At 52.3% G+C, this 15,936-nt stretch carries 13 protein-coding genes; all 13 read left to right on the top strand.

The genetic code is table 11. The annotated features are described in order from the left end of the window. Positions 1–111: 111 nt before the first annotated feature. The 13 genes from ACYVRB_RS05665 (at position 112) to ACYVRB_RS05605 (ending at position 15,862) form a co-directional block, all read left to right on the top strand. On the top strand, positions 112–948 hold the full coding sequence (locus ACYVRB_RS05665; protein WP_461214120.1) for an energy-coupling factor ABC transporter ATP-binding protein: 837 nt from the start codon (positions 112–114) through the stop codon (positions 946–948). Next, a complete protein-coding gene (locus ACYVRB_RS05660; RefSeq protein ID WP_461214119.1) occupies positions 924–1,790 on the top strand; it encodes an energy-coupling factor ABC transporter ATP-binding protein in 867 nt (288 codons plus the stop codon). Before ACYVRB_RS05665 ends, ACYVRB_RS05660 begins: the two co-directional genes overlap by 25 nt. After that, the gene (locus ACYVRB_RS05655) at positions 1,783–2,577 is read left to right on the top strand and encodes an energy-coupling factor transporter transmembrane component T family protein (RefSeq protein ID WP_461214118.1); all 795 of its coding nucleotides are present in this window, start codon (positions 1,783–1,785) and stop codon (positions 2,575–2,577) included. The genes ACYVRB_RS05660 and ACYVRB_RS05655 overlap by 8 nt, the downstream gene beginning before the upstream one ends. 242 nt (positions 2,578–2,819) lie before the next feature. Continuing rightward, a complete protein-coding gene (truA, locus tag ACYVRB_RS05650; protein WP_461214116.1) occupies positions 2,820–3,563 on the top strand; it encodes a tRNA pseudouridine(38-40) synthase TruA in 744 nt (247 codons plus the stop codon). Between the two features lie 84 nt (positions 3,564–3,647). Beyond that, complete coding sequence (locus ACYVRB_RS05645) at positions 3,648–4,817, top strand: MFS transporter (RefSeq protein ID WP_461214114.1); 1,170 nt, start codon at positions 3,648–3,650, stop codon at positions 4,815–4,817. Between the two features lie 148 nt (positions 4,818–4,965). Next, the gene (gene rplM, locus ACYVRB_RS05640; RefSeq protein WP_461214113.1) at positions 4,966–5,412 is read left to right on the top strand and encodes a 50S ribosomal protein L13; all 447 of its coding nucleotides are present in this window, start codon (positions 4,966–4,968) and stop codon (positions 5,410–5,412) included. A 13-nt stretch (positions 5,413–5,425) separates the two neighbouring features. After that, a complete protein-coding gene (gene rpsI, locus ACYVRB_RS05635) occupies positions 5,426–5,818 on the top strand; it encodes a 30S ribosomal protein S9 (RefSeq protein ID WP_461214112.1) in 393 nt (130 codons plus the stop codon). A gap of 143 nt (positions 5,819–5,961) precedes the next feature. Continuing rightward, positions 5,962–7,005: a zinc-dependent alcohol dehydrogenase family protein gene (locus tag ACYVRB_RS05630; RefSeq protein WP_461214110.1), complete on the top strand. Its 1,044-nt coding sequence runs from the start codon at positions 5,962–5,964 to the stop codon at positions 7,003–7,005. Between the two features lie 160 nt (positions 7,006–7,165). After that, complete coding sequence (locus tag ACYVRB_RS05625) at positions 7,166–8,494, top strand: MFS transporter (RefSeq protein WP_461214109.1); 1,329 nt, start codon at positions 7,166–7,168, stop codon at positions 8,492–8,494. Position 8,495: 1 nt separating this feature from the next. Then, the gene (locus tag ACYVRB_RS05620; protein ID WP_461214187.1) at positions 8,496–9,098 is read left to right on the top strand and encodes an NAD(P)H-binding protein; all 603 of its coding nucleotides are present in this window, start codon (positions 8,496–8,498) and stop codon (positions 9,096–9,098) included. Between the two features lie 77 nt (positions 9,099–9,175). After that, the gene (locus tag ACYVRB_RS05615) at positions 9,176–9,589 is read left to right on the top strand and encodes a MerR family transcriptional regulator (protein ID WP_461214108.1); all 414 of its coding nucleotides are present in this window, start codon (positions 9,176–9,178) and stop codon (positions 9,587–9,589) included. Between the two features lie 621 nt (positions 9,590–10,210). Beyond that, positions 10,211–10,837 (top strand): hypothetical protein, encoded by a 627-nt coding sequence (locus tag ACYVRB_RS05610; RefSeq protein ID WP_461214106.1) that lies wholly within the window; start codon positions 10,211–10,213, stop codon positions 10,835–10,837. Positions 10,838–10,858: 21 nt separating this feature from the next. Further along, positions 10,859–15,862: an AAA family ATPase gene (locus ACYVRB_RS05605; protein ID WP_461214105.1), complete on the top strand. Its 5,004-nt coding sequence runs from the start codon at positions 10,859–10,861 to the stop codon at positions 15,860–15,862. The last annotated feature ends 74 nt before the right edge of the window (positions 15,863–15,936 follow it).

Below are 15,936 nucleotides of genomic sequence, written 5' to 3'. Positions count from 1 at the left end.
AGAAGACTTACATTTCCAGACCGCGATGACAGGCATGCGTCAAGACGCCTATTGGGCGGAAAATATGGTATGATATTGCGGTACGCTATTGCAGAAAGGACGGCGACTGACGTGGTCGATGCCATCAATGTTGAACATCTGAGTTATCATTATCCGGAGGCGGACAAAGCGGCGCTTGATGACGTCACCTTCCGCGTCCCCGCAGGCGAGTGGTGGGCGATCATCGGTCACAACGGCAGCGGGAAGTCGACGCTCGCCAAAAATATCAACGGTTTGCTGGCACCTGAAGCCGGCACCGTGACGGTTGCAGGTATGAAGCTGACCGAAGAATCTGTCTGGGACATCCGCGCCAAAGTTGGGATCGTGTTCCAAAATCCTGACAACCAGTTCGTCGGCGCGACGGTCGCAGACGATGTTGCCTTCGGGTTGGAAAATCGGGCCGTACCGCGGCCAGAGATGGTGACGCGCGTTCAAGACGCCCTCGAGGCGGTGAACATGCAGGCGTTTGCCAAGCGCGAACCGGCACGGCTGTCTGGCGGGCAAAAGCAACGGGTTGCCATCGCCGGGATCGTGGCGCAGCGACCGGAGATCATTATCTTAGATGAAGCGACGTCGATGCTCGATCCCGCCGGCCGGCTGGAGATCTTGGCGTTGATCCGGCAGCTCCGTGAAAAGCAGCAGCTGACGGTACTGTCGATCACGCACGACATCGATGAAGCAGCAGGCGCCGACCAGGTCCTGGTGCTCGACGACGGCAAAGTCATCGAGCAAGGGACCCCGGCGACCATTTTTGCGCACGGTGAAGAACTGCTACAGCTCGGACTAGACGTGCCTTACGCGGAAAAACTCAAGGCGGCATTACGCAAGCGCCATGTTGCCATGAAAGATGACTATCTTGACGAAGAAGGACTGGTGAAGGACCTGTGGACATTACATTCGACCATGTAAGTTTTACCTATCAGCCGGGCACGCCTTTTGCCGGAGTCGGCCTCAAAGACGTGTCAACCACGATCCACGATGGGAGTTACACGGCGATCATCGGCCACACCGGTTCTGGGAAGTCGACGCTGTTGCAGCACCTCAATGCGCTGTTGAAGCCTACCGAGGGTACCGTGACGATCGGCGACCGCGAGATCACCAACGAAACTTCTAACAAGAACCTCCGTCCCTTGCGCCAAAAAGTCGGCATGGTGTTCCAGTTTGCTGAGAACCAACTGTTCGAGCAAACCGTCGCCAAAGACATCGCCTTCGGGCCGAAAAACTTTGGGGCCACCGAAGAAGAAGGGCAGGCCTTGGCCAAGCGCATGGTCGCTCTGGTCGGCCTTCCGGAGTCGGTGTTGACGCAGTCGCCGTTTGATCTTTCCGGTGGCCAGATGCGCCGGGTCGCGATCGCCGGGGTTTTGGCGATGGAGCCGGAGGTGTTGGTGCTCGACGAACCCACCGCTGGGCTCGATCCTGCCGGGCGCTTCGAGATGATGTCGATGTTTAAGCGGCTGCATGACGAGCAAGGGCTGACGATCGTGTTGGTGACACACCAAATGGATGACGTCGCCGATTACGCGGATCATGTCTTGGTGATGGAACACGGCGCGCTTGTGCGCCAAGGGTCGCCGCGGGAGATCTTCGCAGATCCCGATTGGCTGCGCGCCAAGCAGCTGGGGCTGCCTAAAACCACGGCGTTTGCGGAGAAGCTGGTCGCCAAGGGCTTCAGTTTTTCGCCGATGCCGCTGACGGTGAGCGAGCTCGCTGACCAGCTGGCCCCACAGGTGGGAGGTGAGCGCCTTGGATAAGCTGATTTTGGGACGCTACATTCCAGGGAATTCTTTCGTCCACCGGCTCGATCCACGCACCAAGTTGGTGGCGAGCTTTTATTACATCGCGATCATTTTCTTGGCGAACAACTGGCAAAGCTACCTGTTGATGTTTGTCGCCACGATGGCCATGATCTTGTTGTCCAAAGTCCGTCTCGGCTTTTTCTTGCGCGGGGTGCGGCCGATGATCTGGCTGATCATGTTCACCGTGTTGTTGCAGATCTTCTTCACCAAAGGCGGCCACGTCTATTGGTCTTGGGGGTGGCTGGCGATCACGCAGTTTGGGCTGACCAACGGCGCGTTCATCTTCATGCGGTTTGTCTTGATCATCTTCATCTCGACGCTGTTGACCCTGACGACACAGCCGCTGTCGCTGGCTGACGCGGTGGAATCACTGCTGCGCCCGCTGCGGGTCTTGCATGTGCCGGTGACCGAGCTGGCACTGGTGTTGCAGATCGCGTTGCGCTTTGTGCCGACGTTGATGGATCAAACCACCAAGATCATGAACGCCCAGCGTGCCCGGGGGGTCGATTTTGGTACCGGCAATCTGTTCCAACAGATGAAGGCGGTCGTGCCGCTGTTGATCCCGCTGTTTGTGGATAGCTTTAGCATTGCAGAGGACCTTGCCACGGCTATGGATGCCAGAGGTTATCAAGGCGGCGACAACCGCACCAAGTTCCGCGTCTTGAAATACCACGCCCACGACGGCTTTGCCGTGATCGGCATGGCGCTTTTGACGGTGGTACTGGTTTTCTTACGTCAATAGTTTTCTCAGGCCAAAAGCGTGATGCTTTTGGCCTGAATTATGGGGCTGAGTCATAATTCAAAGTTACGAAATGAACACGACAATGACAGAGATGTACGAGCCATAAAGCACCGCATTTGCACAGAAGGATCCCGACAAGCAAATCCTAAGTTCGGGATTTACTCGTCGGGATCCTTCTGCTCTATGCTAAAACCGCTTTATGTCTCAGCCACTGAATTATGCCTGAAAAGAGAGAGAAAAGGATGACACATTACAAACTGACGCTTGCCTATGATGGCACGAATTTTGCCGGCTACCAGATCCAACCGCACCAGCGCACCGTTCAAGGCGTCTTGCAAAAGGCGCTGGGCAAAATGGCTAAGGTCGAGTCGGTCCACGTCGATGGTTCCGGACGGACAGATTCTGGCGTCCATGCGCTCGGCCAAGTCGTTTCGTTTGATTTCCCGGGAAATATCCCGGCGCCGGCGATGGTGCGCGCGATGAACTCGCTGATGCCGCTAGATGTCGAGATCTTGCAAGCAGAGATCGTGCCGGAGGATTTTCATGCGCGCTATTCCGCCAAGGGCAAGCGCTACATGTACCGCGTCGCCCGCGGCAGGTTTACTGACCCGTTCAACCGCTTGTACACGGGGCACTGGCCTTATCCGCTAGATCTGGATAAGATCCAAGTTGCGTTGGCAGACGTGGTCGGGACGCATGACTTTACCAGTTTTGCGGCCAGCGGCGGGGTGATTAAGGACAAGGTGCGGACGATCTACGAAGCCACCGTGCGCGATGATCCTGAACATAATGAGGTCGTGTTTGAGTTTTACGGGAACGGCTTTTTGTACAACATGGTGCGCATCTTGGTGGCGACGCTGTTAGAAATCGGTAACGGGCGCCGCGATGTCCATGATTTTCAGCGCTTATATATCGTCAAAGACCGCCAGCAGGCGCGCGGAACGGCTCCAGCGTCTGGCCTTTATCTTAAAGAAGTGTATTATTAAAGAGTTCTCATTTTTTGTGATTGGAAGCGGAGCGAAGGCGGGAGGCGGCCGAAGCGCGTCAGTTATCGTGAGGAGTCGATGATTTTGAAACAACGTCACATAGGGTTGATCACACTGGGGGTCTTCTTGATCGGCGCGAATTTGCGCCTGCCGATCACGATGATGCCGCCGCTGTTGCACGATCTGACCCATCAAGGGATTTTACCCGAAGCACTGGCGGGATTTGTGACCACCATTCCGTTGTTGATGTTTGCCTTGGCCTCCCCAATGATCGGCCGCTTAGGCGCCAAGCACGGTTCAGGCAAGGTCTTGACGCTGGCGGCGTCTGCGTTGGTGCTGGGCGCTGGGTTGCGGCTGGTGCCCAACGCGTGGGGCCTGCTTGTCGGGACCGCTTTGGCGGGGCTGGGGATCGCCGGCGGCAACGTGTTGTTGCCCGCGCTGATCAAGCAGGAATTTCCCTATAAGGTCGCGGTGATGACGACGCTTTATACCACCGCCATGGGGCTGGTCGCCAGCCTCGGCACAGGCACCTCTGGCATCTTGGCGAATCAAGTTGGGGCGACGGTGACCATGGCGATCTTGGGTAGTGTCAGCGTGGTCGCGCTGGTGGTGTGGTTGCTGGTCTTGCCCCGGTTGCAGCGGCAGGCGGCCGTTGCCAAAGGCAAAGTCGCCGGCATCCGCATGACCAACCAAGGTTTGGCGTGGCTGATCGCCTTGTTTTTCGGCCTGCAATCCATTTTGTATTACTCGCTGTTGACCTGGCTGCCCAGCATCTGGCAAGACGCCGGGTTTAACGCGGTGGTCGCCGGCAACCTGGCGACCTTGTTTCAGCTGTTTGGCCTGCCGTTGACGATGCTCACGCCGAGTTTGGCCGAGCGGCGCCACGGCCTGCCGCTCATCATCGTGATCGCCAGCGGCGGGTTTGCCGTTGGGCTGTTAGGTATCTTGTTTGGCCCGATGGTGTTTGGGTTCCAGGCGGTGATGGCAATCATCGCCGGGGCGGCCAGCGGGGCGGCTTTTTCCGTTTGCATCGTGTTCTTTCAGAAAAAAACGACGACCGCTGCCGGCACCGCGAGCCTTTCTGGCATGGCGCAGTCCGGCGGCTACCTCATGGCGGCGGTCGGTCCGGTCAGCTTTTCGTGGCTGGCGACGGTCGTGTCGTGGCACGGGGTGTTGTGGCTGTGTCTGCTGCTCAGCGTCGTGATGGGGCTGTGCGGCTGGTGGATCATCAGGCGGCCGCGTTTGGCGGCGTGAAGACCAATTTACAAGATGAAAGTTTCATTCGTGAATTGACTTCAACTTATTTTTGCGGTACATTAGTAGCTGGTATTGTTTGCCCCACGATAAGCCCCGGAAACTTAACGTGTCAAACGCTTACTGAACAAATTGGAGGAAACAAATCGTGCGTACAACATTCATGGCTAAGCCAGGCGAAATCGAACGTAAATGGTATGTGATCGACGCAACTGACATCGCCCTTGGGCGTCTGTCTTCTGTTGTTGCCAGCATCCTGCGCGGCAAGAACAAGCCTACCTTTACCCCTAACGTCGACACTGGCGATAACGTCATCGTGATCAACGCTTCTAAGCTCAAGTTAACCGGCAGAAAAGCCACTGACAAGATCTACTACCGTCACAGCCAGCATCCAGGTGGTTTGAAGCATGAAGTCGCAGGCGACTTGCTGAAGAACAACCCTGCTCGTTTGGTTGAATACTCTGTTAAGAAGATGTTGCCAACCAAGAACACTCTTGGTCACCAACAATTCTTAAAGCTTCACGTGTATGCAGGGGAAGATCATTCTCATGCAGCGCAGAAGCCTGAAGTACTCGACATCTCGAACTTAATTTAAGGAGGATACAACTGTGGCTCAAGTATCTTACAGCGGCACTGGTCGTCGCAAAAACTCCGTTGCCCGGGTCCGTTTGGTCCCAGGTACCGGTAAGATCACGATGAACGGCAAGGACGTTCACGACTATCTCCCATACGAACATTTGATCCTGGACATGACCCAGCCTTTCGGTATTACCGAAACAACTGGTCAATATGATGTCCTCGTTAACGTTAACGGCGGCGGTTACACCGGCCAAGCCGGCGCAACGCGTCACGGCATTGCCCGTGCATTGCTTACCGTTGACCCAGACTTCCGTGGCGCCCTCAAGCGCGGCGGCATGCTCACACGTGACCCTCGTATGAAGGAACGTAAGAAGCCAGGTCTGAAGAAGGCTCGTAAGGCTAGTCAATTCTCCAAGCGTTAATCTTCGGATCAACAATTGGACGCCAAAAAGCATTCCAGCGATGGGGTGCTTTTTTTGTGCAAAAAGGCCTTGCCTTAAAGCGCACTTTAAGGTGTAGGCTGAATTCATCGCGTGAAGTGGCGATCAGGATCAAGGAGGAAAACATGAAAGCAGCAATTTTTGTTGAACCAGGTCATATGACGGTACGGGACTTGCCTAAACCCCAGGTGGAATTTCCCACGGATGCGGTGATTCGCATCGTGCGCGCCTGCGTGTGTGGGTCTGATTTGTGGTGGTACCGCGGCGTTTCCAAGCGTGCGGCCAACGAACCGGTCGGGCACGAGGCAATCGGGGTGGTGGAAAGTGTCGGTACCGAAGTAACCAACGTCCACCCCGGTGATTTTGTCATCGTCCCGTTCACCCACGGTTGCGGCCACTGCGCGGCTTGTCTGGCCGGTTTTGACGGTGATTGTCTCACGTTCAAGCATCAAGGCAGCCCGGTGGGTTACCAGGCAGAGTACCTGCGTTACGAAAATGCGAACTGGGCGCTGGTCAAGGTCCCTGGCCAACCCAGCGACTACACGGATGACCAACTCAACGACCTGCTCGCACTGGCCGACGTGATGGCGACAGGTTTTCATGCCGCCAAGTCCGCAGAAGTCCATCCCGGCGACACGGTGGTGGTTATGGGTGATGGCGCCGTGGGGCTGAGCGGCGTGCTTTCGGCCAAGTTGCTTGGCGCCAAGCGGATTATTGCGATGAGCCGCCACGAAGACCGGCAAGCACTCGCTCGTGAATTCGGCGCCACCGATATCGTGCCTGAACGCGGGGATGAAGCGCTGGCCAAGGTCATGGCGCTCACCGATGGTGCCGGTGCCGATGCCATCCTCGAGTGTGTCGGCAACGAACAGTCCGTGACCACGGCGGTGCAAGTTGGCCGGCCAGGGGCCATTGTCGGCCGCGTCGGCATCCCGCAAAAGCCGGAGATGAACACCAACAACTTGTTCTGGCGCAACGTCGGCCTGCGCGGTGGCGTCGCCGCGGTAACCACCCACGACCGTGAAGGGTTGCTCCAGGCAGTCTTGAACGGTGAGATCCATCCCGGCAAGGTCTTCACCAAGCGCTTTGACCTCGACCACGTGCAAGATGCGTATGCGGCGATGGATCAGCGGACGGCAATCAAGTCTCTGCTGGTAATCAGAAAATAACGCGAAAACAGCAATTTTTCTCGCTCGGTGCGACAAAAGTTGCTGTTTTTTTGCAAAAAGGCCTTGCCTTAAAGTTCACTTTAAGGCTTAAGCTAGGTTCATCGGTTAAGCAAAACGCCGTCATATCGGCGTTTACATGAAACTAGGCTTGGAGGCTATCATGCAAAAGCGCAAATTCGGATTGGTGTTACCAATCATCTTGATCAGTTACTTGATGATCCTTTTAGATAATTCCATCGTGTTTACCAGCACGGTCAAAATCGCGGCAGACTTGCACATGGATGCGCAGAGTCTGGCTTGGGTGACGAACGCCTACGCGCTGACGTTTGGCGGATTGCTGATGCTCGGCGGTCGCGCAGGAGACATTATTGGCCGTAGGCGGGTGTTTATCAGCGGCCTGACTTTATTCACGATTGGGTCCTTGCTTGTGGGACTGGCCCAAAGCGGCCCCATGATCATCGCCATGCGCGCGCTACAAGGGGTGGGTTCAGCGATCCTGGCACCGACCACGCTGGCATTATTGATGGACAACTATACCGGAAGCATGCGCACCCGTGCGATCGCGTATTACGGTGCCACCGCAGGTATTGGCGCGAGCTTCGGCCTGGTGATCGGTGGTTTGATCGCCAGCTACTTCTCTTGGCGTGATGGTTTTCTGTTGAACGTGCCGGTGGGCATCATCCTGCTGGTATTGACGCTAAAAGTGGTGCCGCAGGTTAAAGGACAAGGCGGGCGCCTCGATTGGGTCGGCGCCATCACGTCGGTCATCGGCTTCGCGGGGCTGATATACAGCATCAACGGGGCATATGGCCGCGTACTGGCTGGTGCCATCGCGGTTGTTTTTCTCGCAATGTTCGTCTGGGCAGAGTCGCGCACCAAGAACCCGTTGATGCCACTGCGGTTGTTTGCCGATAACGAGCGAAGCAGCGCCTACATCGCGCGCTTCTTCTACCTCGGGGCCATGATCTCATACTTTTTTCTCGTGCCTCAGGCGATGCAAAACGTTTACGGGTACACGCCACTGCTGGCCGCGCTGGGCTTTTTGCCCGAAACGATTCCACAGTTTATCTCCGCGACCGTGTTGGCTCGGCTCAACAATCGGTTCACGAACAATCAATTATTGGTTACAGGGGTCGTCATCACGCTTGTGGGGCTGGTTTCAGGCGCTGTGGTCGGCATTCACGGCGGCTACTTCTGGGCGCTGGCGGTGCCGATGGTCGTCATCGGGATCGGTCAGGGCCTGAGTTTGAGCCCGTTGACGGTGGCCGGGGTCGCCCACACCGATCCCGCCATTGCAGGTGCGGCCTCTGGGGTCGTCAATACCGCACACCAAATCGGTGGGTCGTTCGGCCTGTCCGTCATCGTGGCGTTAACCAGCGGTTTCACCAAGGCGGCGGTGAGTTATGACCACGCGGCAGTGTTGATGGCGGGCTTCATGCTCATCGCGCTGTTGGCAACGTTGAACATTTTACGCAACTCAAGGAGGTAATCTGATGAAGATGATGTTAATTGGCGCCACAGGGTCGTTAGGACAAGTAACGCGACAGGAATTATTCGCGAATACAGATGCCCAACTGGTGTTGATCTCTCGCCACGCAGGCAATCTGACCATTGACCCTACCAGAGAACAGGCAATGAGCATCAACGTGTTGGACCAAGAGGCATTAGTCAAAGCCCTTGCCGGCGTGGATGCCGTTTTTGCCGCCCTCAGCGGTAACCTGGCGGCGATGGCCCGCAGTATTGTCGGCGCAATGACGGCGGCAGGCGTGTCCCGGCTGGTGTTTATCTCTTCGATGGGCATCTATGATGAAATTCCTGTCCAAGTTGGGGCCCAGGGGAACCTGGCACATAACCCCCAGTTGCGACCGTACCGAGAAGCGGCGGATATCGTTGCGGCGTCAGGACTCAATTACACCGTGATACGGCCCGGCTGGTTTGATAATGGTAGTGATGATTATGAGATCACGCATGAAGGCGAACCGTTTGGCGGCCACGATGTTTCTCGCCGCGCGATCGCCAAATTGGCAGTTGCAACATTGACCGATACGAAACGTTACAGTCATGAAAGTATCGGTATCAACCGACCAGAATAAATGATTGGCCAGTTCGCCAAAAGTAGTGAACTGCGCGATAATCAAACTAGAAATTAAAGCAGAAAGGAGTCAGCTTGATGAACATCAAAGAAGCCAGTGCCCGGACGGGGGTCCCTGCAGCGACGATCCGCTATTACGAAAAAGAGGGCTTAATCCCCAACATCGACCGGTCGGCGGCTGGCGTGCGGGAAATCGACGATCGGATCATTCGCCGGATCAACTTTGCCAAGCAGATGCGCAGTGCGGGAATGAGCATCGAGTCTTTGCAGCGATACATTCGCCTGTTTGACGCCCAAGAAAATAACCTCGCAGAGCAGCGCACCCTTTTGGCAGAACAACTGGCCATCATGGAAGAAAAACGCGATGACCTGCAGGCGGCCATTGACCATTTGCATTGGAAACTGGACCACTTCGACGACCACATGGTGGCAACAGAAGCCGAACTGCGCAATCTTGAGAAGCAACATCTCGATGACACGACGAGCGACTAGGTGATCGTAAAGTACGGTGACGCAAAGAATTACGGAAAGGGTCACTTTCTACGGCCTTTTGCAGTGGCCGGCTTTAGATTAATTCAATAAGACTATTGGGATTTATGGCTGGTATTTTCCAAGCGCGTCTTCAGTTACTGGGAAATACGGCTGAGTCTTCGGGCCTGAATCGGGCTTTTAAGGCTGATTCGCTAAGCGACGATCATAAATAATTGGCAGCAAGGAGCATTCCAGCGATGGGGTGCTTTTTTTGTGGCTCTGCGTCAACAGGTGTTAAAGAACAAGCAATGCTTTTGTGAAGGCGCCAAGCCTCGAGGACTAACTAACAATAGCGGGTGATACTTTCGTTCTTACTGCGCTGAGCTAACGCCAAGCTGGTTTGAAGTTACGCAATTGTGGGGATGGGTTTTGCGGTGCAAACCTCAGTTAGTTGTCACCAAGCGATAACATATAGAGATTTACTGTTATTATTGTTGTTCTATATCAGAATTTGTGACAAATTGAGATGCTTTTGCGGTTGAAGAAATTTTCTTATGCAATATCAGGCGTTGCAAGGTGTATTATCCAAAAAGTTGCAGTAGAATGAGAATATATTAATGGGTTATAAGGGAGAGTGTAACAATGGGAGAAGAGCCAAAGTTTGGAGTCAATGCAAAAAAAGCACCAGAAACAAAAAAACCGCCATTGGTCGCTAAGCCAGATCTAGAGACACCAAAATTTGGCGTGCAGGCCTCTCCGAATTCGGGAGCAAAAACTGATAAGACCACTGTTGATGTGAGGACTGAGCCGGTACCACAGATGACTACTGAAAAGCCGAAGTTTGGTGCCGACGCGAATGGGCCACGAGTTAAGAATCAGGCCTCGTTGGGTCAGTGGGTGAAAACTGTCTTTACGCTGCAACCCATGGGCTTCTGGGTGAAACAATACGCCTACGGGATCTTAGCCTTGCTTATTTACACAGGATTGACAGGCGGTCAGGGCATGGCATTAAACATTGTGAACCTCCTGCTTTATCCTTTTACGGTGACAATCCTTCAAGAAATTGGCCGAGGTAAGGGTCAGCGAAGTACGATAAGTTCGTTTTTCTTTGGCTTCTCCATCGGGATGATTGGCAGTTCAATTTGGTGGATTGTCATCTATGGGGTCATTAGATTCCTGATCTTCATGTTTAAGTATATGTTCAGTATCCTAATTGGTGGTATTGGGTTGATTTACATGATTGTTCAGGCCAGAAAGCTAAACATATAAGTCAACGAGGGAGAACTAACAATGATACACACAATTTTAGTGGGTGCCGGATATGGGGAGAAAAGTCTTGAAGATGCAATCGCAGGCTCTGCCGCTGGCGACGTGATCGTCATTAAACCTGGGATCTATCACACCGAAAGCTATTGGAGTATCGCCAGTCTGGTAATTCGTGGGACGGGTGAAAGTTCTGGAGAGGTCGTCATTCATACAAGCATAACGGTAAAGGAACAAGGAACGTTGACGTTGCAAAATTTGACGATGATTAACGATTTTTCTAAACGTAATGCCGTTGATGTCAAAAAGGCTGCTCACGTTGTTGCCGATCGAGTCGCGTTTTTAAATAATGTGGAACATGACTATCCCACTGTGTTTGTTAATGGCGGAATCGGTGAATTTTCGGCGTGTGAGATGAATCATGCAAACGTTGATGGTGCCGGGTTGTATGCGAAAGATGGCGCCCAAATTAGCCTGTCGCAATGTGACGTGCAGTCACCAAGGTTCTTTGGTTCACAGATTCAATCAGAGACAAGCCAATTTCGCCTCTTTTTGGGTGTTGGCAGCAAGAGTAACTTGGTTGCGGATACGCTTTATTTTGCCGGTGAGCACAAAGGATGGTGGACCTTCAACATTAGTAATGGTTCATCACTGCAGGCGGATGGGCTTGTTTTACCTGAAGGAAAACGAACCGCACGTGTTGCGGATAGTCAGGCTACGATTGGTCAGACAAATATCGATGCAACACATCAGCTAAAACTCACCACAGAAGGGGTTGCAGATACTAATATTCCTGGCATCACGCTACGCCAAAAGCGTAAAAAAGCAAATCCTGATAGCTCCACAAAAGACGATAAAGACCAAATGGAATATATCTATACTGTGGGGACCGGATATGGCAAGTGTACCCTGGATGAAGCACTCGAAAACGCTAATTCAGGGGACGTAATTTTAATTGAGCCTGGAGAATATCGGTCGGAAAATAATTGGACAGTCGCTAGTTTGGAATTTCGTGGCGCTGGTGGAACTCCTGAAGCGGCGGTGATTCATGCCCACCTTGTAGCTGATGGCGGAACATTAAAATTAAATAACTTAACGCTGATAAACGACGATTCTGATTGGAATGCCCTTAAAGTTGGTGCAACAGAACAGGTTATTGCCGATAACGTCGTGTTTGTGAATAATGCGAATGCTGATTACCCTACTGTGGCTCTTAATGGTGGAACCGGCGAATTTTCGGCGTGTGAAATTAAGCATGCAAATGCGGCGGATGGTGGCCTATATGCTCATGACGGCGCAAAGGTCAGCCTTTCACAATGCACAGTGGAAGGCGTATTTTGCGTCGGTTCAACGATCAATTCGAGTTCAAGTCGATTGGGCGCTATTTTAACAGTTCAGGATAACGGTCAAGTGCTTGCTGATACGCTGTATTTTTCGGAACGGTATTCGGATTGGTGGACACTCCATATTCTCAACAACTCAGTTGTACAGGCAGATGGCCTTGTTTTGCCTGAAGGAGAGCTGTCGGGCAATATTACGGATAGTCGCGTCACAATCAAAGAGACGAATATCGATCAGGCGCATGCGCTGGAACTTGTTGTGGAGGGAGATGCAGAAGCTAACATTCCCGGCGCAAGGCTGCGCCAGACTGCCAGTAACGTTGAGCCGCAAGCACCTGCAAAAGATGACAAGAATCCTGATTTAGAGGTTACCCCCACGACAAGTGATGAGCCGACTGAAACCGAACAAAAATCAGCAATTGATCAGCTTGACGAGATGATCGGGTTAGCTGAGTTAAAGAAGCAAGTGCATAGCTTCGTTAAGGTCGCGTCTTTTAACCAACGCCGTGCTGAGCAAGGGATGAAGACGTCTGGGCAGTCGCTACATTCATTATTTCTTGGCAATCCCGGTACTGGGAAAACGACAGTTGCACGGCTTGTGGGTAGGGTCATGTTTGAAAATGGTGTATTGCCGGACAATACCTATGTTGAAGTTAGTCGTCAGGACTTGGTGTCTGACAATGTTGGCGGAACGGCACTCAAAACCCAGAAAGTCTTGGAGTCCGCGCTTGGCGGCGTGCTGTTTATTGATGAGGCGTATGAGCTTTATCAAAAAGGTGGTGTGACCAATTGGGGGCAAGAAGCGGTAGATACGATCCTCAAGTATATGGAAGATCATCGCAATGATTTAATGATCATCTTTGCAGGTTATACCAAGGAAATGCAAGACTTCATGAATATGAATCCTGGGTTGACGTCGCGGACGCCTAATGTTTTCAATTTTTCAGACTATACGCCTGATGAAATCGCAGAGATTGGGATCGGGGACTTACATCGTCAGGATTATCAATTCGATGAAGCCTATTACACCAAAGTGGTGAAGCGTGAATTTGTCGGCGACGTCGACCACAGCAATGGTCGTTGGGTACGAAACTTTAACGAAAAGCTGATTCGTATCTTCGCTAAGAACTTACCAGAGGATGCAACCGGTGATCAGCTGGGGAAGATTTCTAATGCGGATATTGATGAATTAACCGGTGGCGATCAGAGCGCTAAAAATTCGGAAGTTGATGCCCTATTAGCGCAGTTGAACGGGATGATCGGACTGCAGAGCGTTAAACAATTCGTTAATGATCTCGTGACACGTATCCGCCTTCAGCAGAAACTACATGATGTGTTGCAGGACAATAGTAAGCCGACCTATCATATGATTTTCACCGGCGCGCCAGGAACTGGGAAAACGACTGTGGCGCGGTTGATAGCCAAGCTATTCTTTAATTTGGGGATTTTGCCCAAAGATACGGTTAGCGAAGTTTCGCGACCGGATTTAGTTGGCCGCTATATAGGCGAGACTGAAGAGAAAACAGCAACGGTCATCCGCAATGCGATGGGCGGCGTTCTTTTTGTTGATGAAGCTTATCAGCTGACTAAGGCCGGTAGTAGTAACGACTTTGGTAAAGAAGCTGTTGAAACTTTTGTCACTGAACTGGAAAATAATCGCGATAAGTTCGTGGCGATTTTTGCTGGTTACACTGATGATATGAAGGATTTTCTGGTTGCCAACGAAGGCTTGCGCTCGCGGATTCCGCTGACGCTTGAATTTGAAGATTATACACCAGAAGAAGTCGCTGAGATCGTGACCAAGATCGTGACCAAGTCGTGGACAGTCAACGAACAGTTGCTCCAATCGGTAGTCGTTGACCAGTACAAAGCACTGCCGAAGAGTGAGCGCAGCAACGGCCGGTGGGCGCGCAACTTTGCCGACACGTTAATCAGCCAACATAAATTGTGGCTGGCAGATCACTTGGAAGAAGACCCTGATCTGGATGTTAAACGGATTCAAGATAGCGAATTGACTGCCAATGAGGCCAATCAAGATGATAAGGATCAGGCGGTTGATGACCTGTTAGCCGAGTTGAATGGCATGATTGGGCTTAATAGTGTGAAGACCTTCGTCACTGACTTGGTTGCCAAAGTTCGCGTAGAGAAGAAGCTCAAGGAAAAGTTGCCAGACAGCAACAAGCCGACCTATCATATGGTGTTCTCCGGTGCGCCTGGGACTGGCAAGACAACTGTCGCGCGCATCATCAGCAAGTTATTTTATAACCTTGGAATTTTGCCAACTGATCGGGTCATGGAAGTTTCGCGACCAGATTTAGTCGGCCAGTATATTGGCGAGACGGAAGCAAAGACCAGTAAGGTTCTGCGCAATGCGATGGGCGGCGTTCTTTTCGTCGATGAAGCTTACCAGTTGACCCAATCTGGCGGTAGTAATGACTTTGGCAAAGAAGCTGTCGAAACCTTCATCACAGCATTGGAGAATGATCGTGACCAGTTTGTTACTATTTTTGCAGGTTACACTGATGATATGAAGGATTTCCTGGCTGCCAACGAAGGCTTGCGCTCACGGATTCCGTTGACGCTTGAATTTGAGGATTATACACCAGAAGAAGTCGCTGAGATCGTGACCAAGATCGTGACCAAGTCGTGGACAGTCAATGAACAGTTGCTCCAATCGGTAGTCGTTGACCAGTACAAAGCACTGCCGAAGAGTGAGCGCAGCAACGGCCGGTGGGCGCGCAACTTTGCCGACACGTTAATCAGCCAACATAAATTGTGGCTGGTAGATCACTTGGAAGAAGATCCTGATCTGGATGTTAAACGGATTCAAGATAGCGAATTGACTGCCAATGAGGCCAATCAAGATGATAAGGATCAGGCGGTTGATGACTTGCTGGCCGAGTTGAATGGCATGATTGGGCTTAATAGTGTGAAGACCTTCGTCACTGACTTGGTTGCCAAAGTTCGCGTAGAGAAGAAGCTCAAGGAAAAGTTGCCAGACAGCAACAAGCCGACCTATCATATGGTGTTCTCCGGTGCGCCTGGGACCGGCAAGACAACTGTCGCGCGCATCATCAGCAAGTTATTTTATAACCTTGGAATTTTGCCAACTGATCGGGTCATGGAAGTTTCGCGACCAGATTTAGTCGGCCAGTATATTGGCGAGACGGAAGCAAAGACCAGTAAGGTTCTGCGCAATGCGATGGGCGGCGTTCTTTTCGTCGATGAAGCTTACCAGTTGACTAAGGCCGGTGATAGTAAGGACTTTGGTAAAGAAGCTGTTGAGACCTTCATCACGGCTTTAGAGAATGATCGTGATCAGTTTGTCGCTATTTTTGCGGGTTACACTGATGATATGGATAAATTCTTGGCCGCTAATGAGGGATTGCGTTCTCGAGTGCCGTTGAAACTCGAGTTTGAAAATTACACCCCAGAAGAGGTTGCCCAAATCGTGACGAACATCGTTACGAAAAATTGGACCGTCAATGTTGTCCTACTTAAGAGTGTTGTTGCCAGTCTCTACAAGAAATTACCGGAGAATGAACGCAGCAATGGCCGCTGGGCACGCAACTTTGCTGAAAAGCTGATTTCACAGCACAAGCTGTGGTTAGGAAAGCAAGATGTCGAATTAGCTGGGTTTGATGTCAAAAAGATTCAAGACGATTTGCTACTTGAAAGTGTGACGTGGTGAGTTGTTGCTAGTGCCGGTCTGCACGTGCTTGTAGCTTTAAGGGCATCCGGCATGCACTCGGGGCATCGATAGAT

It is taken from the genome of Lacticaseibacillus boliensis (assembly GCF_054784775.1).
The sequence above is the reverse complement of the archived record's forward strand: the minus strand, read 5'-3'. Positions and strand labels throughout refer to the sequence as shown.

Excerpts from the sequence above, each read along its gene's own strand:
- ACYVRB_RS05615 (WP_461214108.1), top strand. The coding sequence starts at position 9,176 with ATGAACATCAAAGAAGCCAGTGCCCGGACGGGGGTCCCTGCAGCGACG.
- ACYVRB_RS05610 (WP_461214106.1), top strand. The coding sequence starts at position 10,211 with ATGGGAGAAGAGCCAAAGTTTGGAGTCAATGCAAAAAAAGCACCAGAA.
- truA (WP_461214116.1), top strand. The coding sequence starts at position 2,820 with ATGACACATTACAAACTGACGCTTGCCTATGATGGCACGAATTTTGCC.
- ACYVRB_RS05605 (WP_461214105.1), top strand. The coding sequence starts at position 10,859 with ATGATACACACAATTTTAGTGGGTGCCGGATATGGGGAGAAAAGTCTT.
- ACYVRB_RS05630 (WP_461214110.1), top strand. The coding sequence starts at position 5,962 with ATGAAAGCAGCAATTTTTGTTGAACCAGGTCATATGACGGTACGGGAC.
- ACYVRB_RS05625 (WP_461214109.1), top strand. The coding sequence starts at position 7,166 with ATGCAAAAGCGCAAATTCGGATTGGTGTTACCAATCATCTTGATCAGT.